Origin of the sequence: Paenibacillus sp. 23TSA30-6, assembly GCF_014858585.1 — a bacterium.
GTDB lineage: Bacteria > Bacillota > Bacilli > Paenibacillales > Paenibacillaceae > Paenibacillus.
Window position 1 is genome coordinate 111,937 of sequence record NZ_SLTL01000001.1, and the last position, 26,529, is coordinate 138,465.

The window sequence follows — 26,529 nt, forward strand, 5'->3', positions numbered from 1 at the left end:
CGGGAATGGGAAAGGCTGGTTTTTTAAAATGAATATTTATACATAAAAATGGTATGTTTTTGCATTGCCACGTTGAAGCTGTATTGTAAAAGATTTATTATCACAATCATAAAAACTTTGAATTGCTAACATGATAGGTCAATGATAAAATGATAGAACTAATTAGATTCATCAGTAAATCCGACGTGTTTTTCAAGTCAAGCTATTGCATAATTATTGAAAAACATTCGCATTCGGCGGACCGTACCGCCTTGAATACGTCACATGTTTTGTCCCCCGATCCTCGTACTCGTAGTTGTTCTTTGAGTTACCTCTTGTTGCCACTGTCTTCTATTCGGCCGCCTGTATTTCAGGCCAGCATGACTTTATAACAGAAAGGTTGCGTTCCATGAGACAGACAGGTTTACCACCCAAACAGGGATTATATGATCCCCAATTCGAAAAAGACGCCTGCGGCATGGGCTTTGTTGCCCACATCAAGGGAAAACCATCACACGATATCGTAAGTCAGGCTTTGACCATGCTCGTAAATATGGAGCATCGGGGCGGTCAGGGAAGTGAACCGAACTCCGGTGACGGAGCGGGGATTATGATTCAGGTGCCGCATCTGTTTTTCCAAGAGGAAGCGGAGCGACTGGGCTTCAAGCTGCCAAAGGCCGGACATTACGGCGTGGGTATGCTTTTTGTATCCAATGATCCGAAGGTTCGTGAAGTTCATGAGCAGAAGCTGAGAGATATTATCATAGATGAGGGTCAGAACTGTCTGGGCTTCCGTGATGTTCCGACTTATGACGAAATGCTGGGCAAATCGGCGAAAGCAGCCAAACCGGGCGTACGTCAGGTGTTCATCGGTCGCAGCAGCGATTTGAAGGAAGAACTGGACTTTGAACGGAAACTGTATGTTATTCGCAAACGGGCGGAGCTTGCCATTCGCTATAACGAAGAAGACCAGAACCGTGAGTCGTTTTATATCCCGAGTTTGTCATGCCGTAAGGTTGTATACAAAGGAATGCTTACAACCGAGCAGGTAGGACAATTTTATCTGGATTTGCAGGATGAGCGGGTGACATCGGCGATCGCGCTGATCCATTCCCGCTTCAGTACGAACACGTTCCCGAGCTGGGATCGTGCGCATCCTTATCGTTTTATGATTCACAACGGTGAAATTAACACGATGCGTGGTAACGTGAACTGGATGCATGCACGTCAGGCCCAGTTTGAAAGTGAAGCGTTTGGCGAAGATATCGGCAAGGTAAAGCCGGTTATTAACCCCGATGGTTCGGATACAGCCATGTTTGATAATACATTGGAATTCCTGTATCTGAGTGGACGTTCCCTTCCTCATGTAGCCATGATGATGGTGCCGGAGCCTTGGAACAAGCATGAGACGATGGACCCGAAGAAGCGGGCATTTTATGAGTATCACAGCACGATGATGGAGCCTTGGGATGGACCGGCTGCGATGGCGTTTACGGATGGTGTGCAGATCGGGGCAATTCTAGACCGCAACGGCCTGCGTCCTGCGCGTTACTATGTGACCAAGGATGACCTGATCGCCCTGTCTTCAGAAGCGGGTGTACTGGATATCGCTCCTGAAAATGTACTCTACAAGGATCGTCTCCGTCCGGGACGGATGCTGCTGGTCGATACTCAGGAGGGCCGCATCATTTCTGACGAAGAGTTGAAGGAACGTATCGCTTCCGAGGAACCTTACCAGGAATGGCTGGATGAGCATCTGGTCAATCTGGATGAATTGCCGGAAGCATTGGAGCAGCCGGAGCCGAAGCATGAGAATGTGAACCAGCTTCAGCTGGCTTTTGGCTATACGTTTGAAGAACTGCGCAAGATTTTGGAGCCGATGGCGCTCACAGGTGCGGAACCGATTGGCTCGATGGGATATGATGCTCCATTGGCGGTGCTGTCTGACCGTCCACAACGTTTGTACAACTATTTTAAACAGATGTTTGCGCAAGTCACGAATCCGCCGATTGATGCCATTCGGGAAGAGATCGTAACGTCCACGGCAACTACGATTGGACCTGAGCGCAATTTGCTGCATCCGGAACCCGAAAGCTGTCGTCAGATTCGTCTGGATTCACCGGTGTTGTCGAATGAGGAATTTGCTAAAATTCGTCACGTCCACCGTCCAGGCTTCAAGTCGATGACGATTCCGATCTTCTTTGAAGCGAAGGAGGGCGCAGAAGGACTGCGTAAGGCACTCGAAGGACTGTTTGAGGCTGCTGACCGTGTCATTGACAAGGGTCATAACATCCTGATTCTGTCCGACCGTGGCGTGGATGCTGAGAATGCGGCCATTCCGGCGTTGCTGGCTGTTTCGAGCCTGCATCATCACTTGATCAAGCAGGGTACACGCACACGTGTTAGTATTTTGCTGGAGTCGGGAGAGCCGAGAGATATTCATCATTATGCAGTGCTGCTTGGCTACGGCGTGAGTGCGGTTAATCCGTATCTGGCTTTCGAAACGCTGGATGTCATGATTCAACAGGGCTTGCTGCGCGGCATTTCGCACGAAAAAGCAATTAAAAATTATATTAAAGCTGCTACCAAGGGTGTCGTTAAAATATTGTCCAAAATGGGTATTTCCACGATTCAGTCGTACCGTGGAGCACAGATTTTTGAGGCCGTAGGTCTCAAACAGGATTTCGTTGATCGCTACTTCACCTGGACACCTTCCCGCATTGGTGGTATCGGTCTGGAGGAAGTCACGGTGGAAGCGCTGGCTCACCACAACCGGGCTTTTACCGACAAGGACGGCAACGATAAAGTGTTGGATTCAGGCGGCGAATATCAATGGCGTAACGATGGGGAAGAGCATTTGTTTAATCCGCAAACGGTACATTTGCTCCAGCAGTCGGTTCGCTCGGGAGACTACAAGCTGTACAAGAAATACGTCAAGCTGGTGCAGGGCGAAAGTGAACAGTATTTGACGATCCGCTCCATGCTTCAGTTGAAGTCCGTGGGTGAACCTGTGCCACTGGATGAAGTGGAATCTGCTGCATCGATTATGCGTCGTTTTAAGACGGGAGCTATGTCCTTTGGCTCGATCAGTCAGGAAGCGCATGAGGATATGGCGATTGCGATGAACCGTATCGGCGGCAAGAGCAACACCGGTGAAGGTGGAGAAAACCCTGCACGTTTCATACCGGATGCCAATGGCGATTCCCGTCGCAGCTCGATCAAGCAGGTGGCATCAGGCCGCTTCGGTGTAACGTCGAATTATTTGGTGAACGCCGACGAAATTCAGATTAAAATGGCGCAAGGTGCGAAGCCGGGCGAAGGCGGACAACTGCCAGGACGCAAGGTGTATCCTTGGGTTGCTGAGGTGCGTGGTTCTACGCCGGGCGTGGGACTGATCTCACCACCACCGCATCACGATATTTATTCTATCGAGGATTTGGCAGAGCTGATCTACGATCTCAAAAACGCCAATCCGCGTGCTGACATTAATGTGAAGCTGGTATCGGAGGTAGGCGTGGGCACGATTGCTACAGGAGTGGCTAAAGGCCGTGCTGACATTATTCTGGTCAGTGGCTATGACGGCGGTACAGGCGCTTCTCCGCAAGGCTCCATCCGCCATGCGGGTATGCCTTGGGAGCTGGGTCTGGCCGAGACGCATCAGACGCTGATGCTGAACAACCTGCGCGACCGTGTAGTGCTGGAGACAGACGGCAAGATGCTGTCCGGCCGCGATCTGGTGGTAGCTGCCCTGCTGGGTGCAGAAGAATATGGCTTCTCTACAGCGCCGCTTGTGGCGTTGGGCTGTATTATGATGCGGGTATGCCAAATGGACACCTGTCCGGTTGGTGTAGCTACGCAGAATCCGGAGCTGCGCAAAAATTATATGGGCGACCCTGCCCATGTGGTGAATTTTATGCGTTTCATCGCAGAAGATGTCCGCGAAATTATGGCCGAGCTGGGCTTCCGCACGATTCAGGAAATGATCGGACGCACGGATTGTCTGGATACCGTGAACGCCGACTCGCACTGGAAGAAGAAAGGCGTCGATCTGAGCTTGCTGCTGCATGTTCCTGAGCTGGAAGACGGCAGTGTACGTTACCGCGTGCAACGCCAAAACCACGGTCTGGAAGAAACGCTTGATATGCAGAAGCTCGTACCGATGGCTGCCGGGGCGCTGGAGAACGGAACAGCTGTAGAGGCTACCTTGCCTATAACGAACGTGAATCGGGCCGTAGGTACGATTCTGGGCAGCGAGGTTACCCGTAAGTACGGAGCGGCGGGGCTGCCTGAGGATACGATTCGTTTTAACTTCATCGGATCAGCAGGTCAGAGCTTCGGGGCGTTTATTCCGAAAGGTATCACGCTGAGCGTTGAAGGCGATAGCAATGACTATGTAGGTAAAGGGCTATCCGGTGGTAAGGTTATTGTGAAGAAATCTCACAAAGCGACCTTTAAGGCAGAAGAGAACATTATTATCGGAAATACGGCTTTGTATGGAGCGACCGGCGGGGAAGCTTATATTAGCGGAATTGCTGGGGAACGCTTTGCCGTCCGGAACTCTGGCGCACATATCGTTGTCGAGGGTGTCGGCGATCATGGCTGTGAGTATATGACAGGCGGACGTGTAGCTGTGCTGGGCGAAACCGGACGGAATTTCGGAGCAGGGATGTCTGGAGGTATTGCATACGTCTTTGACCCTCAGGGAACGTTCCTAAGCCGTTGTAACCTGGAGATGGTGCTGCTGGAAGGCGTGGAAGATCCTGCGGAAGCAGCGGATCTGCGAGGTTTGATTCAGCGCCATGTCACGTACACAGGCAGTGAAGCGGGACAACGTATTTTGGATGACTGGCAGAATGCGATTCAGCAGTTTGTACGGGTGATTCCGAAGGATTACAAGCGTATGGTTGAACAGATACAAAAAGAAGAGGCAACCGGTTTGAGCGGGGATGAGGCTCTGCTGGCTGCATTTGAAGCCAATATGCGTGAATTGGCGCGTGCCGGGGGCTAATGTAGCCCCGCACCAAATTCACTGAAAAAAGGACAGGCTGAATACCGCTGTTATGATCACGGTGGTACCAGCAAGTCCTTTTTTAGTTCTGTGGAAATATGATTTATATCCTTGACAAACGTTATAGTTTCTGACATTACCCCCGAAATGTTTTCCTGAAACGGTAAATATGTTATAAAAAGTACCAAATTTTTTGGAATGTAACCGTTTACGTAAGAGTTTATGTCTTGTTATTTATTTTTGGATTGGTTATGATTTTTTAGAGTACACAAACAAATCCCCATCGTCCCTTCAAAACACAGAATAGGGTGACAGGATGAAGTTGAAGAAGTCAGCAGAAGACAAAATGATTTTTTTGTATCGGTATGTATCACTATCTTTAACGTCGCTTGTTTTTTTGTTCGAATCATCCAGATTAAATGTGTGGCAGAAGTTATTACTTATTGTGTTTCTATTTTTATCTGTTACATTATTTACGTGGATTTACCGCAAGTACAGACTTCATGATATGGTTTTGAAATGCAGCATTGCTCTGGAAACCGCAGGGATCATTTTGTTGTTGCTCCCGACAGGAGGGATGGACAGTCCGTTCAAATGGTATGTGATTACCCCTATGTTGGTGGCTTGTGCTCACCTTTCTATGAGGTACAGTTGGACGCTCCTTCTTTCTTATATCGGCTTGGTACTCACATTTTGTTATATCTTTTTTACACCTGGTCAATATTTTTTGTGGGACATGGTGTTACAGAATGCGAATTTATTCCTGGTGCTGATTGTGACCACGATGGCCATGCAGGTAATCGGCGTCATGAAGAATGAGTTGAAGATGGCGAAGGAGCAAGCTAATGAGACGATGGAACATATTAAGTCGATTTACCACATCATGGAGACGACTAGCCACAACGAGGCATTAAATCTGGGGCAGGTCATCTCGGACTACACGGTTAAGCTGACAAAGCAGAGCCGCGCATTTTTCTGGCTGGACAATCAGGAGGAGGATGCGCCGGAGAGCAGTCAGACAGGTTGGACGGTGGAGGAAGAGGAGCAGCTATTCGAGGAGCTGGGGAATTACCGTGAGGAATTCAGGGAAGAGCGGGAGCCGTTTTTCAGGCATCTGCCAGAATGGGGCGATTTTCTCATGATCACGGTACCGATGACGACTCGTTTTGTAGCGACCATCGGTCTTAAGCTGGGCCCTGATCAAAGTTTGACGGGAAGACGCTGGCTTGTACAACAACTCATATTCCTGGCTGAGCTGAGCGCCGTATTCTTGGAGCGCTACGAGCTGGAGCGAATCGAAAATCAGTTGATTGTAACGAACGAGCAGAACCGGATTGCGAATGAAATGCATGATAATGTATCACAAAGTCTTTTTGGCATTGTATACGCGACGCATTCACTTCGGCAGACATGGCATGATCAGCCCAAGGAGCAGGTGGAGGAACAAATTGAGCTGATTCAGCAATCCGCCAACCAGGCAGTCAGGGAGCTGAAAGGGGCCATTCATAGCCTAAGCTCGAAAAAGAGCGGGGGGCCAACTTGGTTAGGAACGGTGAAAAGCCATCTGCATACGCTGTCCAAGCTGAATCATGTACAGATTGACTTTGATATTCATGGGGATCATTTTTCACTGCCGTACTTGTATCAAAAGGCTTTGTTCCGTATCATATCCGAAGCGGCAGGTAACGCAATCCGGCATGGCTTGGCCAAGCGGGTTGATGTGAAGTTAAAATTGACGCCCCAGGTGATTAGACTGTCTATTCATGACGACGGAGTAGGGTTCGAGACGGCGAGAATGGTAGCAGGAGGTGAGGCGGTCAGTGCAGGCAGTGGCCTGGGCATGATGAATATGGAATATTTAGCTCAATCAATGGGAGGTGAATTTGATATTTCAAGTCGAATCGGAGAGGGAACACAGATCCGATTGTCCATTCCAGTAAATGCTTATGAATAAAGATGTGTGAACATCCTGCAATACAAAATCTGCGGTAACAATCGGATACATAGGGATTGTGCAAATCCTGAACTGTAGACAGGAGGCCGAATCATGAAAATTGTCATTGTCGATGATCATCCTTTAGTACGGAAAGGACTCGCTGCGGTTATATCCATGCAGTCCAATGTTCAGTTTGCGGGAGAGGCCCAGAACCAACAGGAAGCACTTGCGGTAATCGAGGAAACCGATCCGGATCTGGTGCTGCTGGATTTGAAGCTTGCTGACGAATCGGGCCTGGATATTATCAAAATAGCACGCGGACGCGGGTTCAGAAGCAAATTTATTTTGCTGACATCCTCGGCCACACGGGAAGACTTCCTGAAAGCAGAGGAAGCTTCTGTGGACGGTTACGTACTCAAGGAGGCTTTGCCTGAGGAACTAATTTACGCGATTCATCTTGTCAACAAAGGACGCAAATATTACGATCCTGCTATTCTGGAGAACAAGCTGCGGGAGGATGCGGGCAATCTGTCAGACGACCTGACACCTAAGGAAAAAGAAGTATTGGTCGAGCTGGGACAGGGAGCCTGCAACCGCGAGATTGCATCCCGTTTATTCATCAGCGAATTTACGGTCAAAAAGCATGTCAGTCAGATTTTGGCCAAGCTGCGGCTGGCGGATCGTACGCAGGCAGCGTTGTATGCCAATGCGATTGGTCTGGCGAAGTACGAGCCAAGAACATCTAGCGTTTGATGCGCTGAAGGCAATGGCGATGGAAAGCACTGTCCGACTGGGCAGTGGCACCAATGTAACTTTTCAGTTCAGCTTATATAGCGAGTAGCAGAAGAAGCCTCAAAATCACCAGCTTCGGTGGTTTTGAGGCTTTTTTCTATTTATTTTTCCATAATCGACAAAGGCTGGTACAAAAGTATACCATGCCGTAGCCAAAAGTATACAATCCCCTCCCCCTGTAGTGATGGAGAAAGTGCCGTCCGGTTCCATGTCGTTCCCACAGCAGCTTGGTACAATTAGATCATACTTAAAATAAGAAGAGAAATTGTATGGGAGGGAGGATTTTTGTGGAGAAAACCATTTTGGATTATCTGGTCCTGATCAAAAAAAGATTGTGGCTGATTGCGATTTTTGTCATTCTCTCATGTGTAACGACTTACTTTGTGAGCGACAATGTCGTGAAGCCGGTCTATTCCGCCTCAAGTCAGCTGCTGGTTAATCATATTTCCGGTAAGCAGGGGAGCAACAATCTGAACGACGTCAACACAAGTCTTAATTTGGTGGAAAGCTACAAGCAAATTCTCACTTCACCCAAAATTATGGAGGCTGTCGTAACGGCCCATCCTGAATTCGGCTTGACGCAGCAAAAGCTGGCAGAAAAGCTACAGGTCAAAACCTCGGATAAAAGTCAGGTCATCGGCTTGACGTTTGAGGCAGGGAGTTATTCACAGGCCGCCGCTGTTGTTAACGCGGTAACCCAGAAATTCGTGCAGACGGTTCCGGGGCTGATGGAATTGAATAATGTGAAAATTTTGAATGAGGCGGACCCGCGGGCCAATCCTGACCCCACCAATGGGAATCCGCTCATGAATATTGCGATTAGCTTTCTCGTATCGCTGATGATTGCGCTGGGCACGATTGTGTTTCTGGAAAGCATCAACGGTACGCTGCGCACGGAAAAAGAGGCAGATGCGGACATCGGTATTCCGGTGATTGCATCGATCCCTGTCATTCGTAAGAAGGACATCAACGGCGCAGCCGGAAATTCCAAAGAACGGGTAGGGGAGCGTAAATATGCTGCGATTGAATGACATGTTGATTACAGAAAGCAATCCTTCATCGTATGTCTCGGAATCATTCCGATCCCTCCGTACATACATCCGGCAGCAGGTCATCGGGCAGACGGACCGCGGGACGGTTCTGCTGCTGACCTCGCCAGAGAGCGGAGCGGGCAAGACGACGCTGCTCGCCAACATCGGCGTTTCCTTTGCACAAGAAGGCAAAAAGGTGGTTCTGGTGGATTGCAATCTCCATACACCAGCGTTACACGAGATATTCGGATTGGAGAATACGGAAGGTTTATCGGCTTATTTGCGCGGTGGAGCTTCTTCCAAGTCCATCGTCAGGCATGGCGTGCCGGAGCTGTCTGTTATTCCCGGCGGCGACACCTTATACAACGCGGCTGATCTGCTCGGCAGTGAACGCATGGTGGAGCTGCTGGAAGGGCTAAAGCGCGAATATGACATCATATTGCTCGACTCGGCTCCGGCGCTGAATTATACGGATGCCCGCCTGGTCGCAAGCATGACGGATGGCGTGATTCTCGTCGCCAGACATGCCCGAACCAAACGGGAAGACTTACGCAAAACAAAGCAGCTCATGGATCAGGCCGGTGCGACACTGGTTGGAATTGTGATGAATCAGGTGAAGTAAGCAACACCAAAATTCGATGAAGCAAGGAGAATGAGTGCGATGACGAAAAGAGTGAAAAAGGCCATTATTCCAGCAGCGGGGTTGGGTACGCGCTTCCTTCCTGCGACCAAAGCAATGCCTAAGGAAATGCTTCCGATTATCAATAAGCCCACGATTCAATATATCGTGGAAGAAGCGATTGCTTCCGGTATTGAGGACATTATTATTGTAACGGGCAAAGGCAAGCGTGCTATTGAGGATCACTTTGACAACGCATTTGAGCTGGAATCAAAACTGCTGGAGGACGGCAAGCTGAAGCTTCTGGAAGAGGTACAGCGTTCTTCAGGAGTAGAAATTCACTACATTCGCCAGAAAGAACCCAAAGGTCTGGGGCATGCGGTATGGTGCGCAAGACGCTTTATCGGGGACGAGCCGTTCGGCGTACTGTTGGGCGATGATATCGTAACAGGTCAGAAGCCTTGCTTGCGTCAGTTGATGGATCAGTATGAGGAAACTCAAAATTCCGTCATTGGTGTACAACGGGTACCGCAGGAGTTCACAAACCGCTACGGCATCATTGAACCGGATCAACAGGACGGACGCCTGTACCGGGTAAACAATTTTATAGAAAAACCGGCTCCGGGCACAGCGCCTTCCGACCTGGCCATTATGGGCCGTTATGTATTCTCACCAAAAATTTTCAAATATCTCGATCTTCAGGAAAAAGGGGCGGGCGGCGAAATTCAGTTGACCGATGCCATCCAAAAGCTGAATCAAAGTGAGCGCGTGTACGCCTATGACTTTGAAGGAACACGTTATGACGTGGGCGAGCGTCTCGGTTATATTTTGACCACACTTGAATTTGCACTCGCTAGCGATGATTTGAAGTATCCGGTTATTGAAGCCATGCACGAGTGGCTGAAAAAGGCCGAGAAAGCAACCACGGCAGGTTGAGAGGGGGCACGTCAGCATGAGCATGGAAAATTTACCGGAGGACGGCGAGGCTGTCATGTCAGGTAAAGCGTTTTACATGCCATACGGAAATACACAAATTCAGGATAAAACGTCTTACCTGGTAACCAAGCGATTCCTCGACATGCTGCTGTCTTTTGTGGGTTTGATCGTATTACTGCCGCTTTTTATCGTGGTGGGTGTTTTGATCAAGCTCGAGGATCCGAAGGGAAGCGTGTTTTTCAAGCAAATTCGGGTGGGTAAGAACGAGAAGCTATTCAATATGTATAAATTCCGTTCGATGGTGTCCAATGCCGAGGAGCTGAAAAAGGATTTGATGGCACTGAATGAAGTGAGCGGCGCCATGTTCAAAATTAAAAACGATCCGCGGATTACGAAGATTGGCAGTTTTTTGCGCAAGACGAGTATTGATGAGATTCCGCAGCTGTGGAATGTGCTGGTCGGGGACATGACATTAGTGGGTCCGCGTCCACCATTGCCGAGCGAGGTTGAGCAATACTCCGATTATGACAAGCAACGCCTGATTGTCACACCGGGATGTACCGGCTACTGGCAGGTGAGCGCACGTAACAGCGTAGGCTTCGAAGAAATGGTGCAAATGGATTTGAAGTATATTCATGTTCGCAATACGTGGCTCGATCTGAAAATCATCATGAAAACAGGCATTAAAATGCTGTTCTCCAAGGATGCTTACTGATGGATGCATTCAAGCGATGTCCCGCAGTGTCCGTCGTTATTTGCACCTATAACCGGGCGGACCTGCTGGAAAAAACGCTAATGTCCCTGCTGAAGCTAAATGACCTTGCGCTGGCTGAGATCATTGTGGTCGATAATCGCTCCACGGATCATACGGCGGCGACGATCAAAAGATTTAGTGCCGCACATGGTCAGGATATTCATCTCCGGTATCATTATGAGCGCGAGCAAGGACTATCAGCCGCTCGTAATGCGGGTATTACGTTATCGAGAGCAGAAGTCATTGCTTTTCTGGATGATGATGCGATCCCATGTGTTACATGGCTGCAAACGATTATGTCGACCTTTGGGAACAATCCCGAGCTGACGGCCATGGGCGGGAAGATAGATCCTTTGTTTGAAACGGAACGACCGGGCTGGCTGACAGGTCCGCTTGAGTTGCCCTACACGATTATTGACTTGGGAAAAGCCATCCGTGAATATCCGGCGGGACTGAACCCGTTCGGAGCGAATATGGCTATGCGCAAAACGGCCTTTGCTGCTGTGATGTTCCCGCTTCATTTGGGAAGAAAGGGAGACATCCTCTTATCCGGTGAAGAATCGTGGGTGTTCGAGCAGATTCGTAAAAATGGCGGAACGATCATGTACCATCCTCACATGGCTGTGAAGCATTTTGTTCCGGCGGCACGGTTAACAAAGGAATGGATCATGAACCGTTACTACTGTCAGGGCATGTCTCACGCTGTTCAGGCCGTAGGTCTGCGCGGCAACGTGATGTTGATGGCGAAGACAGCAGCCAAATGGTTATACAACACGATGGACTCCCTGCTGGCACGTACTGAGGGCAGGAAGCTGTTGAACCGGTGCAGATTTGAAAGTATACGGGGAACCCTGGATACGCTGCGCAACCGGAAAAGCGAGTCAGCTGCGGGGTGAAAGATTGAACATGAGCAACTATCCTTGGACTTCGAGAATAAACACAATACAGCATGTTTTCATTTTTCTTCTGGGCGCTCTTGCTGTAGGAATTGCGGCTACTTATCAGCCCGTGGCCAGCATTGCGGCGGTATGCTTACTGCTTCTGCTGGCCGTTTCTATCCATCACCCGGAGCGCATCAGCTATGCAGTTCTGCTGAGCACGGCGGTATCGGTGGATTCCCTGTATCAGGGTGGCGTATTCGGCATCGAGATTTTGTCATTGTACAAATTGGGCATTTTGGCCCTACTGGTGCCGTGCATGCTCGTTTACGGCATACGCTTCAAGTTTAGCTATCCGATCTGGGCTTTGGTGATCATGCTGGGAATTACATTTGGATTTTCAGCATGGCTGCCTACGCTGACGACCTCGATTGCAGTAAAAGCTTTCGTAGGACTATCGTTGCCCTTCTTTTTTCTACTAATCCAGTGGAAGAAGGATGTGGCCGAAAAGCATATCCGACTGATCAGCTTGCTGCCGATCATTAGTGTGGTCGTTGGACTTGGTTTACAGGTCGTAGGGCTGCATTCGTTTACCGATGTGGAATTTACGGGAGCGGTGAGAGTACAGGGAGCGAACATCCCGCCGCATCTGGCGATGCTCTCCTTTCTCGGGATTGCCGTCTCGCTGATTGAGGTCAAACGCAAGCCGCAGCAAGCTGCTTTTTATTATACGGTGCTGGCGCTGAACTTTTTGATTCTGATTGCCACTGGCACACGTGGGCCGATTCTGGCATTGCTGCTCATGTTTGCTGTGTATCTGTTCGATATCGCCCGGCAGTATCTCAAGGGAAAAGTCAATTATTTGCTACCGCTGGCCGGATCGTTTTTGATTGCTCTGGGGGCGGTGGCCCTGCAATGGAACAATTTAAAAAAACGCTCCTTCGAGCGGGAGACCGATACGGGAATTGACCTGTCGGGACGCTCGGAGGCATGGGAATATTTCTTGAACAGAGTACAGGATTATCCGTTGTCAGGCAGAGGTCTTGGCGCGGTGACGGTTGCGAACGACGGGACGTTATTCAAAGGCTTTGTCGTACCGCATAACGAGTATATACGCTTTTATTTTGACACGGGATATATCGGCTGCGGATTATTGATGCTTTCATTGCTGGTCGTGTTCGTTCTCATTTACCGGTCGCTTGCCAAGCCAATCAAACCTTATTTTGCAAGCTTGATTGCCGGCTTTCTGATTTATTCGTTTTCAGATAACACGTTGTCGACGGTTCAGATGATTATTCCATTTTGCTGGTATTTGAATGCTTTATACCAGACATCTACGCAAACCGATTTTCGCAAAGAGAAGTGATACGATGAGCAGAGTGAACATGTTCGATGTCAACTTTGATAATTATGATTTTAACGATCTACTCGAATTTATAGATACTTCTATTGTGCATCAGCGTCATTCCTACATTTTGACCTGTAATGTCGATCATGTGATCAAGCTTCGCAAGGATGATGAATTCCGCAAGGTATATTCCGATGCGGGAGCTGTGGTGGCCGATGGAATGCCCATTATTTGGGCGTCCAAGTTGCTGAAAAAGCCCCTCAAGCAAAAGGTGTCAGGTTCCGATTTGTTCACCCGGCTGGGGGAGGCTTTTGAGGATCGAGGCTATCGGTTGTTTTTTCTGGGTGCGGCGGACGGTATTCCCGAGAAGGCCATGCTCAATCTTCAGGAATCGTACCCGAACATGAATGTGGTGGGGTGCTACTCTCCTTCTTATGGCTTTGAGAAAAATGAGGAAGAGAACAGACATATTGTCCAATTACTGCAAGAGGCTCGCCCGGACATCGTTTTTGTCGGTGTAGGCGCACCTAAACAGGAAAAATGGATTTACAGATATTACGAGACATATCGCGCTCCGATTTCGATAGGGGTGGGAGCTACGTTTGATTTTCTGTCGGGAAATGTGAAACGTGCACCGGAACTGATGCAGAAGACGGGATTTGAATGGTTTTGGCGGTTGTCTCAGGAGCCTAAGCGTTTGTGGAAAAGATACTTGATTGAGGATTCCCAGTTTCTCGTTCTGCTGTTTAAGGAAATGTTCAAGCGGAACCGGATGAAGGGAGGTCAGGGGTGAGAAACATGAGTCGATTGGCAGATCAGCAGGTTTCCGTTTGGTTAGGAAATCGGCGTGGAATCAGCATGATCGGCATGGGAGTGTTGGCCTGTATGCTGCCGCTCGCCATCGGATTTGTCAGCGCCAAGATGAATCCCACCATGAGCCAGCAGGGAGCCATATTGCTGGCGCTCGTTTTTCCGGCCTTTTTGCTGGCGATCATTCAATCGCGGATGCTGATTCCGTACACACTCACGGTGTGGGCAGTAGGACCGGAAATCCGGCGCATTGTGGACTGGATGGAGGGAACATATCACTCGGTGTCCTTGTTGAGCTTGGCACCTCTGCTGGTCAGCAGCATGTTGATTATTCCCGTGCTGCGTGGCATTCATCAGGCGGAAAAGCCATTGACCCGGATTGCTGTGTTTTTTGGGATTGAACTGGCCTACGGAAGTGTGGTCGGGTTGTTCAAAAATGGAATCGTTTTTGCCTATGATTTAGCCAACTATGTGATTCCTTTGCTACTGCTGCCTTATCTTGCGATTAAGCCCATGAAAGCAAAGGAACTGGATCGTCTGCTGTATTCCTATGCTAACATTGCCGTTCTCGTGGCGATTTACGGCATTATTCAGTATTTGACAGTCCCTCCTTGGGATGCGTTTTGGATGAATAACGTAGAGATGAATTCTATCGGTATACCAGAGCCACTCCAAATCAGAGTTTTCTCTTCTATGAACTCGCCTGGTCCCTGCGCTATTTTCCTGGCAATGGCGCTCGTACCCATGCTGATGGAAAAACGGTGGCGCGGCACATTGGGATGGATCGGAGTCCTGCTGACGGTCGTTTGTCTTTTGATCACGCTGGTACGTTCGGCCTGGCTGATTGCATTCGTTATGCTGCTGGCTTATATTCTCACTTCATCCTCTAAGGGCAAGTGGAAAACCTTGATTCAACTTGCTGTCGTGGGTTTCCTTCTCTACATCATTGTTCCGAAGCTGCCAGGAGCAGAAGGTCTGGTGGCCCGCATGCAAACGTTGACGGATATTCAACAGGATCATTCGTACAATGAACGCCTGGATCTGTTGAATACGATGCTTCCGGCCATTGTCGGTAACCCGGTGGGGCAGGGGATCGGGAGCGTAGGAATCGGAACCAAGCTTGATAATGGCGGCGACCTCGGTGAACTTGGGATTATGGATAATGGCTACATTGCTATTTTCCTCACCTTCGGTATTTGCGGAGCATTCTTTTTCTTCGGTGGTCTGATCGTTATCATCAAGCGCCTTCTCGTCCGCATTGCCGAGCGAGATGCCAGTCAGCCTTATATCAGACTGGCATTGGCTACGTGGGCTGGAGCTGTAGCCAGTCTCATATCGGATAATGGTTTTCCCGGTATGCGTGGCTATCTGATTTGGATGATGATCGGCATAGGACTGTGGGCGAAAGATGTCATCGCGGAAAGAAGGTAAAGGCTGTGCAAAACTTACAAACATTATCCGCACCTGTTCGGACACTATGGTCCACAGTGGTTCGCTTTGCCAAAAGCAAGGATAGCAGCTCGGCAGCAGTCAAAACGATGATATTCAGCATGCTGATTCTCGTCGTGAACATGCTGACTGGCGTGCTGACGGCCCGATTCCTGGGTCCTACCGGACGCGGGGAACAGACCGCGATGGTGAACTGGTCCCAATTTCTCGCCTTCTGCATGAGCTTCGGTGTCCCGTCCGCGTTGATTTACAATGCGAAAAAGAACCCGGAGGAAACAGGCAAGCTGTATGGCCTCGCCTTGCTACTGGCGACGATGTTCGGGGGCTTGGCGACACTCATCGGCGTGTTCCTGATTCCTTATTGGCTGCGCTCCTTTTCTTCATCGGTCATACTGTTCGCGCAATGCTCCATGATGATGTGTCCGCTTATCGCGATCTCGCAGATCAATAATGCATTGCTTCAGGTCCGGTCGGAATACAAGCAGTACAATTTGTTTCGGTATCTGGTGCCGCTAAGTACGCTGCTGGGTCTGGCGATCCTGATCCTGACGGGTCATATGAATCCGTACACCTCAGCCCTGGCCTATTTGCTGCCAGGCTTGCCGATTTATATCGGTGTCACGATTCGAATGGTTCGGCTGTACAAACCGAAGGTGAAGAACAGCTGGACGCAATTCAAAAATCTCTTTACCTACGGCATGGGCTCATACGGCAACGATCTCATGGGGCAGGTTTCTAGTTACATTGATCAGATCCTGATTGCGGGTCTGCTCAGACCGGCTGATCTCGGCTTATATGCGGTAGCGGTCAGCCTGGCCCGGATGGTGAATGTATTTTCAACCTCGATTATCGTAGTGCTCTTTCCCAAAGCCTCCGGGTTAAACAAGGAGGACGCGGTTGCAATAACATTTCGGGCGTTTCGAGTGACTTCAACAGCAACGATTCTGGCTGCCATGATGCTGATGCTGATTGCTCCGTTCGTATTTACATTGCTATATGGTCAGGAGTTTAAACAAGCGCTTACGGTGTTCCGGTTACTGGTGCTTGAGGTCGCTATCAGCGGAGGAACCATGGTGCTGGCACAGCAATTCATGGCGCTGGGTAAGCCCAAGCTGGTTACCATCCTACAGGGTGTCGGATTGGCGCTCGTCATACCATTGCTGTCTATACTCGTTCCGAGATACGGCTTGACGGGTGCAGGGATAGCAATGCTGTCTTCGGGGATTCTACGGTTCGGTTTCATTTTATGTAATGTTAAATTCGTTCTGAAAATGAAAATTCCGAGACTACTTATTTCCAAACAAGATATTCAATGGCTCCGATCAACGATGTCACACTACATCCGGAAAAAGCCAGTTAACGGTTAGATAAAGAAGGAGGCACCCCCTAATGAACCACATGTCTAGCGTTCCCGCGGACAACCGGATATCCGTAGTTATTATCGCTCAGGATGATGGCACTCGAATCACAGCCGCCATCAAATCCTGCAAGCCCTTTGCGGACGATATCGTCGTTATTGACGGAGGGAGCAAGGACAATACGATTCAGGTAGCCGAATCATTGGGCTGTCGGGTGTTTTCCAACCCGTGGCCCGGTTATGCGAAGCAGCGCATGTTTGGTGTTGAAAAAGCTGAATTTGATTGGATTTTCCTGATCGATACGGACGAGGTGGTAGATGCGGAGCTTCTTGGAGATTTGTTGAAGATCAAGGAAACGCTCCATGATCCGGCCAAAGCATACTCTGTGTTTCGAATTGGCGATTTTCTGGGCAAATGGATGAACAAAGGCGAGTATTTGGTTCGTCTGTACAATCGGCGTATTTACGGCATTACGAATAGTCTGGTCCATGAAATGCCGGATGTAGCTTCTTCCCAAATCGTTAATCTGGAGGGTGTGTTATGGCACTACGGCTTCCGCAGCATTAGTGATCATATGACCCGTTTTAACAAGTACACGGACCTCGAAGCGGAGACGGCATTTAACAAAGGCAGATCCTTTCGGATTACCAGGTTGTTGTTGCGGCCTCCAGCCCGCTTTGTGCAGAAGTATTTTGTCCAAGGCTTATACCGCAAGGGATTGGCAGGTTTTGCAGTAGCGGTCTTCTGGGTGATGTATGAGTTTCTAGTCTGCTTCAAGCATTATGAGCTAACGAAGCGACGAAAAAAAATAGAGATTGTGGAAGACGAACAGACCGAGCAGAAAGGAGAAACCAGCTATGTCGTACAATAACGGATTTCGCATTGCAGCAACAGGGCTTAGCTGGCCGTCCTTGCAGCCCGGCGGTTTAAACACATACTTCAAATCCATCTGTGAGCAGTTGGCGGAACAAAATACGCTGGATGCTTTAATCTGCAGCGATGAGAAGCCGCAAGTGCCTGAAAATATCCGAATTCATTCGATTGGCAGCAAGCAGCAATCCATCTGGAAGCGTCGAGAGTTGATGCAAAAATATGCAGCGACGCTGTTCGACAAGCAGCCGATAGATGTGCTGTACTCCCATTTTGCCCCCTATGGTGTCGGCCCGGCGCTGGAGGCGAAAAAACGGGGAATTCCGGTAGTCACCACCTTCCACGGCCCATGGACGGAGGAAATGAAGATTGAAGGGAAAGGCCTCAAGCATCTGCTGAAAACAACGTTGGCCAAATCCATTGAAATGAAGGCTTATGGTCTGGCGGACAAATTTGTAGTGCTGAGCGAAACCTTTCGGGATATTCTGCATGAGCATTATAAGGTTCCACTCAGCAAAATTCATATCATTCCCGGTGCAGCGAATGTAGAGAGATTCCATCCGGCAGAGGATCGGAGGACGGTGCGGGAACGGCTGAATTTGCCACAGAATGCGACGATTGTGCTGACCGTCCGTCGTCTTGTTAACCGAATGGGACTGCTGCAACTGCTGGAAGCATGGCGGCGGGTCACCGAGCGTCATCCTGATCATCTGCTGCTGATCGGAGGGAAGGGGCCTCTGATGGAGGAACTGGCCTCCAAGGTGGCAGAATACAATCTTCACAACCATGTAAGATTGCTCGGATATGTATCCGATGAGGAACTCCCCCTGTATCATCAGGCATCGAATATGTTCGTAGTGCCGACTCAGGCACTGGAGGGCTTTGGTCTGATTACAGTGGAGGCGATGGCCTCGGGGCTGCCGGTGATGGCGACTCCTGTAGGCGGCAACAAGGAAATTTTAAGTGGATTCCGTCCGGAGCTGTTGTTCCGGGGAACAGACAGCGAAGCCATTGCGGAAGGACTGCTGCGTGTGCTGGATAACCGCAAAGCCCTTCCTGACGCACGGGAATGCAGGGACCATGTCCTGAGCAAATATACGTGGGGGCATGTAGCGGAGCAGGTGGAAGATGTGTTCCGGCAGGCCCTTGACAGAAAGGCGGCGGCAAAATGCTGAGAATAGCTTATATTGACCACACGGCAAGATGGAGCGGCGGCGAAGTCGCTTTGTATAACATACTGACGAACATCGGGGAACATATCGACCCGCTCGTCATTTTGGCGGAGGAAGGTGATTTGGCAGATCGCCTCCGGCAACGTGACATTGATGTACGTATCGTTCCGCTGGATGATTCTATCCGCAATCGGGGGCGAAATGCTGTCAATCTGGGTGCGCCTGCGGCAGCCTACCGGCTGTTGGCTTATGGGAAAAAGCTCGCGCCTTTGCTGCGCGAGGAAAAGGTCGTGTGTGTTCACACGAACTCGCTCAAGTCGGCGTTCTACGGCGCAGTAGCCGCGAAGTCAGCGAAGGTGCCGTTGATCTGGCATATTCGTGACCATATCGGCCCGCCGTACCTGAAGCCGATTGTCGCCAAAGGCATTCGGCTGATGTCCCGCTTTTTGCCTAACGGCGTCATTGCCAACTCCAAGTCCACGCTAAGTGCGCTGGAGCTGCCCCCGGACAAAAAGACACTCGTCGTCTACTCGGCATTTGCCAAAGCGATTACGGCTCGTGATGTGACTGCAAATTCACGTGACGATGACTCGTTTAACGTCGTGTTGGTCGGCAGACTGGCAGAGTGGAAGGGGCAGCATATTTTATTGGAAGCGGCCCGCACTTTTTTACCGGATAAGCGTGTGAAATTTTGGCTGGCTGGAGATGCACTGTTCGGCGAAGAGGAATATAAACGCCGTCTGGAATCCACAATGCGCGAATACGGATTAGACAACGTCAATTTACTTGGACACGTCGATGACATTCAGGGTTTGATGCAGCGCTGTGATCTGCTGATTCACACCTCCATCACACCGGAGCCGTTCGGGCAGGTCATTATTGAAGGCATGGCCGCAGGTCTGCCGGTGATTGCTTCGAATGAGGGCGGACCCAGGGAAACTGTCGTACCGAACGAAACCGGGTTGCTTATTGAACCGGGTGATCCAGCCAAGCTGGAAGAAGCCATCCGCTGGATGCTGGAGCATCCACAGGAACGTCAGCAAATGGGCGATAAAGGGATGGAACGGGTCAAGAAGCATTTTGTTATCGAGAACACGGTTAAGGATATAGTTCATTACTATAAGGGTTTGTTGGCAGGAGTCTGACCGACATTCGCGTTAAAGGATGATTCAGATGAAAATAGCGATAGCACACGATTACTTAATCCAAATGGGCGGAGCGGAAAGGGTGGTAGAGGTATTCCACGATATGTATCCGGAGGCTCCAATCTTCACAACGGTGTTCAGCGACGACCGCCTGTCGAACAACTTGAAGGATGCAGATATTAGAGCCACCTGGCTACAAAACATCCCTGGAGTGAAGGCCAATTTCAAAGGAGTGCTGCCGCTGTACCCCATCGCTATCCGTGATTTTGATTTTAGGGATTTCGACATTGTTTTAAGCTCCAGCAGCGCATTTATGAAAAGCATCCAGGTACCTAAACATACGTTTCACATTTGTTACTGTCACACACCGATGCGGTTTGCCTGGGATTATGATACATATATGGCCCGGCAGTCCAAATCCAACCTGCTCAAAAGCATGCTAAAGCTTTACATGAATCGGTTGAAAACATGGGATGCCAAAACTTCTCGCAACGTAAACCAATTTGTCGCCAACTCTTCGGTCGTCAAACGGAGAATTCTGCACTATTACCAACGGGAGTCGGATGTCATTTTCCCTCCTGTTAATACATCCCGTTTTCAACGTGCTGCAAGCATCGGTGACTATTACCTAATCGTATCCCGGTTAGTGTCCTACAAGCGCGTTGACCTGGCGATTGAGGCATTCAAGCGCAATGGTCTCAAGCTGCGCATTGTTGGTGAAGGACCGGATCGTAAAAGACTGGAAGGTATGGCCTCCCCGAACATTGAGTTTCTTGGCAGACTTGAAGACGAAGAGGTCAACAAGCTGATGGCAGAATGCCGGGCGCTCGTTTTTCCGGGGGAAGAGGACTTCGGTATCACGCCTCTTGAGGCGAATGCAGCCGGACGGCCTGTTATCGCTTATCAGGGCGGGGGAGCGTTGGATACCATTGTCCCTAATGTGAATGGTGTATTTTTCCGCAGACATCAGGTAGAGGATGTGCTGGAGGCGGTCGCCAAGGTCGAGCAGCATGCATGGGATGTGGACGGTATCATTAGCCATGCACGCAAATTTGATGAAGATACGTTTAAGGATCATTTCAAAAAGTATGTAGAGCAAGCCTATGTGAACTTTCTAAAAGGAGGATGAACGGAATGAAGCTGGCTGTAATCGGTACTGGATACGTTGGACTCGTCTCGGGCGTGTGTTTTGCACATAAAGGTAATGAGGTGATTTGTGTCGATCTGGAGCAACACAAAATCGACATGCTGAACCGGGCAGAATCTCCGATTTATGAACCGGGCATTGAGGAATTGATCGCTTTAAATCTGGAAGCGGGTCGTTTGCAGTTTACATCGGATTTGGCTGACGCGGTTCGACGCTCGGATATCGTTATTTTGGCGGTAGGTACGCCTTCTCTGGCTAACGGTGAAGCGAATCTGTCCTATATTGAGCAGGCGGCTGCTGATGTCGGGAAGGCCATGAACGGGTATAAAATTATTATGACCAAGAGCACGGTCCCTGTCGGAACGAACGAAAAGATCAAGGACGTGCTGGCTCGTCATACGAGTTTGTCCTTCGATATCGTATCCGCTCCGGAATTTTTGAGAGAAGGCTCTGCCATCAATGATACACTCCATCCGGATCGCATCATTATCGGTTTGGACAACACGGGGTTGCGTGAAACGATGGTTACGCTGCATCAGGTGTTCACGGATAAAATTTATGTAACGGATATCCGCAGTGCCGAGATGATCAAATATGCATCCAATGCATTTCTGGCGACCAAAATTTCGTTTATCAACGAAATCGCCAATATTTGCGAAAAGGTGGGCGCGGATGTCACCTGTGTGGCTGACGGTATGGGGATGGACAAACGAATCGGGTCCTCTTTCCTGCAAGCAGGGATCGGGTACGGGGGCTCTTGCTTCCCGAAAGACACGAATGCGCTCATCCAAATTGCGGGCAACGTAGACTATGAATTTAAGCTGTTAAAATCGGTGGTCGAGGTGAACACCGACCAGCGTTTCATGATCGTAGCCAAGCTGCGCGAATCGCTGGGTCAACTGCATGGCGTGCCGATTGGCATTTGGGGCTTGGCCTTCAAGCCGAATACAGACGATATCCGCGAGGCTCCGGCACTGGAAATCGTCGAAACGCTGATCCAGGCAGGCGCTATTGTGAAGCTGTATGATCCGATTGCGATGGAAAAATTCAAGGAGCGTGTGGATCACCCGAATATTGTATGGTGCTCCTCCCCGCAGCAAGCCGCCGAAGGAAGCGATGCGGTCTGCCTGCTGACTGATTGGGAAGAGTTCAAGAACGTCAATCTCGTGCAATTGTCTTCCATTTTGCACAAGCCAGTCCTGATTGACGGTCGTAACGTATTTACTGAGGAGCAGATTCAAGGCTCCGGGCTGGAATACTACTCTGTGGGTCGTCCGCGGATGAGTGGGTGGAACAGAGACAAGGTGGAAGCTTAAAAAGTGATGGATTTAAAAGTAAAACATTAAAAAGTGACTGTGGTGGTGTTGGAGGCGCTACGCGTGCAGATTGTTCTTCCGATTGCTGTTACCCCCGGATTTTCTTGATTGTATAAAACATTCAAAGGTTAAAATCCGGGGATAAAGGCAAACGCTGACGCTTCTTCAGAACAATTCTGCCCGCTCCGCTGCTTTTACCGCATGGAGTCACAATTTTTAACCTCCCACCTTATGGGGGGAGGTAGGAAGGGCGTATCCGAAGAAGCGCTCAGTGAAGCCGCACCGCTCCTGCGGATCAAAGCCGCACCTTCGGAGCAAGGCTACTATGCGAATGCGCTATGCTACTCCTGTGGAGCAAGGCTATCATGTGATTACGCTATGCTGCTCCTTCCGAGCAAGGGCGTGGCAGGGCTGAACGTTACTTGAAGCCTGCAAGCACGGCAGGCAAGCGCGAGTGCACGCGCGTCTTTACAGGCTGACCGGACTAATCATGTCCGGTCGTGCCTTTTGCAATACACGGTATGATCGGCATGATGCATATTTGAGTAGCGTAGGGATGGATTTGAATCTGGAGAAGCGAAGCGCTCGCCTTTGGACCGGGATTCAAACCTTTATACGATTTTATATAATCGAGTGAATCCCGGTCCAACAGCGATCGTAAGATCAAATCCATCCCGTAGCGGGCTACTCAACCGTGTACCATCCGATCACCTACCCAAATTAGAGAGGAAGTGGAGAGTTATGAAGCTCGTACTTTTGTCTGGTGGTTCCGGTAAAAGATTATGGCCTTTGTCCAACGATTCCCGTTCCAAACAATTTTTGAAGGTGCTGGAGAGTCCGGAGGGGAATTCGGAATCGATGGTGCAACGGGTGTGGAGACAACTGGGGGATAACGGCTTGTCTGAATCCTCGTTCATTGCAACAGGGAGAGCGCAGGTCGAAATGATTCAGAGTCAGGTTGGGCAGGATACGCGCATCATTGTTGAGCCGGAACGAAGAGATACCTTTCCCGCCATTGCGTTGACAGCGACCTATCTATATTCCATCGTTGGTGTTTCGCCCGATGAAATTGTTGCTATATTGCCGGTAGACCCCTATGTAGAGGATGCTTTCTTTGCTACCGTCGCCCAGTTGGAGCATACCCTTCAGGAGAGTGAAGGCAAGCTTGCGTTAATTGGGGTTGTCCCTTCTTATCCTTCTGAGAAATACGGTTACATTATACCGAAAAACGATGCTACACAAGGTAGCACAGGCTACCGTGAAGTGAGCCATTTTCAAGAGAAACCCGACCGGGAGCAGGCGGAGCGTCTGATTGAACGCAATGCTCTATGGAACTGCGGGGTTTTTGCATTCAAATTAGGTTATTTGCTTGATATCTTGGCATCCAAAGGATTGCCGCTGAACTATGAAGAAATGCAAAAGCAATATTCTTCTCTGGAAAAAATCAGCTTTGACTACGCGGTAGTCGAGAAGGAGAAGGATATCGTCGTTCTTCCGTATGATGGCTTCTGGAAGGACTTGGGTACCTGGAACACCTTGACGGAAGAAATGTCCCATCAGCAAGTGGGCAGAGGTGTAGTAACAGAGGATTGTGTCAATACGAGCCTCATCAATGAACTGGACATTCCCGTGGCGATTATTGGAACGAATGATCTGATCGTAGCTGCCAGCCCGGATGGCATCCTTGTGACTAATAAGGCAGAAAGTCCGCGCATCAAGGAAGTGCTCAAAGCACACAATCAGCGACCAATGTACGAAGAGCGCCGTTGGGGACATTATAGGGTAGTGGATTATGTAAAGTATGAAGAGGGCAATGAGGTATTGACTAAGCGAATCCGTGTGCTGCAAGGCAAAAATATCAGCTACCAACTTCATTTCAAACGGAGTGAAATTTGGACCATCATTAGTGGTGAAGCGGAAATTATTTTGAATGAAAAGCTGCACAAGGTGAAGGCTGGTGATGTGGTTCGCATTCCTGAAGGGACAAAGCATAGCATTTTGGCCGTGACTGATGTGGAATTGATCGAGGTACAGACAGGTTCTGAGCTGGTTGAAGAGGATATTGTTCGCTTTTGCATGGATTGGGATGAAATTTCCCGTCACAAGTTTATTTCATAAATATTTCGTAAAGATGAAAAAAGACTCATTTATAAAGTTATTTAGCCCAAACTGTCGAAAATACACGAAAATCTGTAAATTCAATGAACATGACCTATTAAATTTTGGTAAAAAAAAGTCGATACTTAGGGATAAGAAGGAATCCAAACTCCTTCCACGATAAACGCAGCCCTGTTGAAAGGCAGGTACGCAAAGCTAAAGGGCCTTCCGTAAGGATGGCAGCCTGGCTACCGAAAGGAAGAGCGAGAGTGAGCCCCTATTTTACCCCTGTGAATCGATGGATACGCAGTGTACTCCCCGTTGTTATGCTTTTTTCTTTGTTGCCCGTCGGCTTTGGTGAATCTCTGTCCGTGGCGAATGCTGCCACATTACAGCCTGTTAATTCGGACGCTTCTGCTGAGGCCCGTGAACTATACAGCTATTTGATCAGCATCTCGGGGAAAAAAATGGTCACAGGTCAACATGATTATTTGGAAAGTCCGGATGAATTAAGCAACAAGGTCCAAAAAATCAGTAAGGCGTATGCTGGTGTACATGGCTACGAGATGGGAGCCATCTCCAGCCAGTCCGCCGCTACGGAGGCAGCACAACGTAAAAATCTCGTCGATAGCGCTATACGTTGGAGTAGAGATGGCGGCATAGTTACGATGACTTATCATGAACCGTTGCCGGGCAAGCCACTGACTTGGGCCAATGTGCAGGCGAAAGTAAGCCAGGCGGAGTTCAATAAATACGTGACGCCGGGCACTACGCAGTATAATCTTCTCATTGCCGATCTGGATAAGGTCGCTATATCGTTAAAGCAGCTTCGTGATGCGGGTGTTCCGGTATTATGGAGACCTTACCACGAAATGAACGGCGACTGGTTCTGGTGGGGAAACAAGAACAATTTCAATCAGCTATGGAATATCATGTATGACCGTTTTGTAAACACGCATCAACTGAACAATCTGCTGTGGGTCTGGAGTCCGAATGCGCCTAGTTCGTACACCGTCCCATATACCCCGAAATATCCGGGGGATGACAAGGTGGATATCTTGGCTGTAGACATTTACAACAATGATTTTAAGCAAAGCCATTACGAAGGACTGCTCGGACTGGCACGGAATAAGCCGATTGCCATTGGGGAACACGGTGAGATGCCGAGTCCCGAGGTCATGCAGGCTCAGCCCAAATGGGTGTATTCCATGACTTGGGGCAAGATGCTGACCGAAAATAACACGACGGATCAGATTCAGGATTATATGAATAATTCGAAGAGCTTGACGCGGGATGACGTGAAAAAAGGGTTGGCTGCGATGAAACAACCTGAGGTGGAGTCACCGACCGTACCGGACACGGGGCAAAACGGCTCAACTCCGGCTCCGCCAGTGGTAAGCAAACCAGCCCCGCCTTCCGTTCCGGATATGGTCTATGCGAACGGGCTGCGGGGTGAATATTTTAACAGCATGAATCTGGACGGCACCGCTGTTTTGGTTCGCACAGATAGTAAGCTGGATTATAACTGGCGCGCTGCCTCGCCTGATCCCAAGGTGGAGGCTGATCAATTCTCGGTCCGCTGGACGGGCAAAATCAAGCCGCAATATAGTGAGACCTATACGTTTACCACGATATCCGATGATGGTATTCGTGTATGGATAGACGGCAAGCTGATTATTGATAGTTGGTTCAAACAAAGCTGGACTGAACGCAAGGGCAGCATTACCTTGCAAGCAGGCAAAATAGCAGATCTGAAAGTTGAATATTATGATGAAAAAGGCGACGCAATGGCACGTCTGATGTGGGAAAGTCAGCATGAAGCGAAAGCGGTGATTCCCGGCAACGCTTTGTTTCTTCCTTGATATATACTCTTTCCCCGCCAAA

Annotated in this window: 20 protein-coding genes and 1 riboswitch; all 20 genes read left to right on the forward strand. The window is 49.4% G+C overall.

What is annotated here, in order from left to right; all coding sequences use genetic code 11:
• Window positions 1-388 precede the first annotated feature (388 nt).
• The 20 genes from gltB (at window position 389) to E0698_RS00665 (ending at window position 26,507) form a co-directional block, all read left to right on the forward strand.
• A complete protein-coding gene (gene gltB, locus E0698_RS00570; RefSeq protein WP_192510258.1) occupies window positions 389-4,987 on the forward strand; it encodes a glutamate synthase large subunit in 4,599 nt (1,532 codons plus the stop codon).
• A gap of 316 nt (window positions 4,988-5,303) precedes the next feature.
• Window positions 5,304-6,941 carry a sensor histidine kinase gene (locus E0698_RS00575; protein ID WP_192510259.1) on the forward strand — a complete coding sequence of 546 codons (1,638 nt, stop codon included), beginning with the start codon at window positions 5,304-5,306 and terminating at the stop codon, window positions 6,939-6,941.
• A gap of 93 nt (window positions 6,942-7,034) precedes the next feature.
• Window positions 7,035-7,676 (forward strand): response regulator, encoded by a 642-nt coding sequence (locus E0698_RS00580; RefSeq protein ID WP_134910826.1) that lies wholly within the window; start codon window positions 7,035-7,037, stop codon window positions 7,674-7,676.
• 326 nt (window positions 7,677-8,002) lie between these two features.
• Window positions 8,003-8,746: a YveK family protein gene (locus E0698_RS00585; RefSeq protein ID WP_187644855.1), complete on the forward strand. Its 744-nt coding sequence runs from the start codon at window positions 8,003-8,005 to the stop codon at window positions 8,744-8,746.
• Entirely contained in the window at window positions 8,730-9,368 is a 639-nt protein-coding gene (locus tag E0698_RS00590; protein WP_192510260.1) for a CpsD/CapB family tyrosine-protein kinase, read from the forward strand. Before E0698_RS00585 ends, E0698_RS00590 begins: the two co-directional genes overlap by 17 nt.
• 39 nt (window positions 9,369-9,407) lie before the next feature.
• The gene (gene galU, locus E0698_RS00595; RefSeq protein WP_149094456.1) at window positions 9,408-10,301 is read left to right on the forward strand and encodes a UTP--glucose-1-phosphate uridylyltransferase GalU; all 894 of its coding nucleotides are present in this window, start codon (window positions 9,408-9,410) and stop codon (window positions 10,299-10,301) included.
• A 16-nt stretch (window positions 10,302-10,317) separates the two neighbouring features.
• On the forward strand, window positions 10,318-11,016 hold the full coding sequence (locus E0698_RS00600; protein WP_149094457.1) for a sugar transferase: 699 nt from the start codon (window positions 10,318-10,320) through the stop codon (window positions 11,014-11,016).
• Complete coding sequence (locus E0698_RS00605; protein WP_134910822.1) at window positions 11,016-11,951, forward strand: glycosyltransferase; 936 nt, start codon at window positions 11,016-11,018, stop codon at window positions 11,949-11,951. Before E0698_RS00600 ends, E0698_RS00605 begins: the two co-directional genes overlap by 1 nt.
• A gap of 10 nt (window positions 11,952-11,961) precedes the next feature.
• Window positions 11,962-13,299, forward strand: a complete 1,338-nt coding sequence (locus E0698_RS00610; RefSeq protein WP_192510261.1) for an O-antigen ligase family protein — start codon at window positions 11,962-11,964, stop codon at window positions 13,297-13,299.
• Between the two features lie 4 nt (window positions 13,300-13,303).
• Entirely contained in the window at window positions 13,304-14,074 is a 771-nt protein-coding gene (locus E0698_RS00615; protein ID WP_134910820.1) for a WecB/TagA/CpsF family glycosyltransferase, read from the forward strand.
• Window positions 14,075-14,079: 5 nt separating this feature from the next.
• A complete protein-coding gene (locus E0698_RS00620) occupies window positions 14,080-15,522 on the forward strand; it encodes an O-antigen ligase family protein (RefSeq protein WP_134910819.1) in 1,443 nt (480 codons plus the stop codon).
• 5 nt (window positions 15,523-15,527) lie between these two features.
• Window positions 15,528-16,907 carry a lipopolysaccharide biosynthesis protein gene (locus E0698_RS00625; protein WP_134910818.1) on the forward strand — a complete coding sequence of 460 codons (1,380 nt, stop codon included), beginning with the start codon at window positions 15,528-15,530 and terminating at the stop codon, window positions 16,905-16,907.
• 22 nt (window positions 16,908-16,929) lie between these two features.
• A complete protein-coding gene (locus E0698_RS00630; protein WP_192510262.1) occupies window positions 16,930-17,769 on the forward strand; it encodes a glycosyltransferase family 2 protein in 840 nt (279 codons plus the stop codon).
• Complete coding sequence (locus E0698_RS00635; RefSeq protein WP_149094459.1) at window positions 17,756-18,943, forward strand: glycosyltransferase family 4 protein; 1,188 nt, start codon at window positions 17,756-17,758, stop codon at window positions 18,941-18,943. The genes E0698_RS00630 and E0698_RS00635 overlap by 14 nt, the downstream gene beginning before the upstream one ends.
• Window positions 18,937-20,085 carry a glycosyltransferase family 4 protein gene (locus tag E0698_RS00640; protein ID WP_134910815.1) on the forward strand — a complete coding sequence of 383 codons (1,149 nt, stop codon included), beginning with the start codon at window positions 18,937-18,939 and terminating at the stop codon, window positions 20,083-20,085. The genes E0698_RS00635 and E0698_RS00640 overlap by 7 nt, the downstream gene beginning before the upstream one ends.
• 28 nt (window positions 20,086-20,113) lie before the next feature.
• A complete protein-coding gene (locus tag E0698_RS00645) occupies window positions 20,114-21,214 on the forward strand; it encodes a glycosyltransferase (protein WP_134910814.1) in 1,101 nt (366 codons plus the stop codon).
• A 5-nt stretch (window positions 21,215-21,219) separates the two neighbouring features.
• Window positions 21,220-22,548 (forward strand): UDP-glucose dehydrogenase family protein, encoded by a 1,329-nt coding sequence (locus E0698_RS00650; RefSeq protein ID WP_134910813.1) that lies wholly within the window; start codon window positions 21,220-21,222, stop codon window positions 22,546-22,548.
• 201 nt (window positions 22,549-22,749) lie between these two features.
• Entirely contained in the window at window positions 22,750-22,974 is a 225-nt protein-coding gene (locus E0698_RS00655) for a hypothetical protein (protein ID WP_192510263.1), read from the forward strand.
• Window positions 22,975-23,289: 315 nt separating this feature from the next.
• Entirely contained in the window at window positions 23,290-24,666 is a 1,377-nt protein-coding gene (locus E0698_RS00660) for a sugar phosphate nucleotidyltransferase (RefSeq protein WP_149094461.1), read from the forward strand.
• A 154-nt stretch (window positions 24,667-24,820) separates the two neighbouring features.
• Window positions 24,821-24,901: riboswitch (cyclic di-GMP riboswitch) on the forward strand.
• Entirely contained in the window at window positions 24,882-26,507 is a 1,626-nt protein-coding gene (locus tag E0698_RS00665) for a glycosyl hydrolase (RefSeq protein WP_443146897.1), read from the forward strand. Its footprint overlaps the riboswitch before it by 20 nt.
• Window positions 26,508-26,529: the final 22 nt, after the last annotated feature.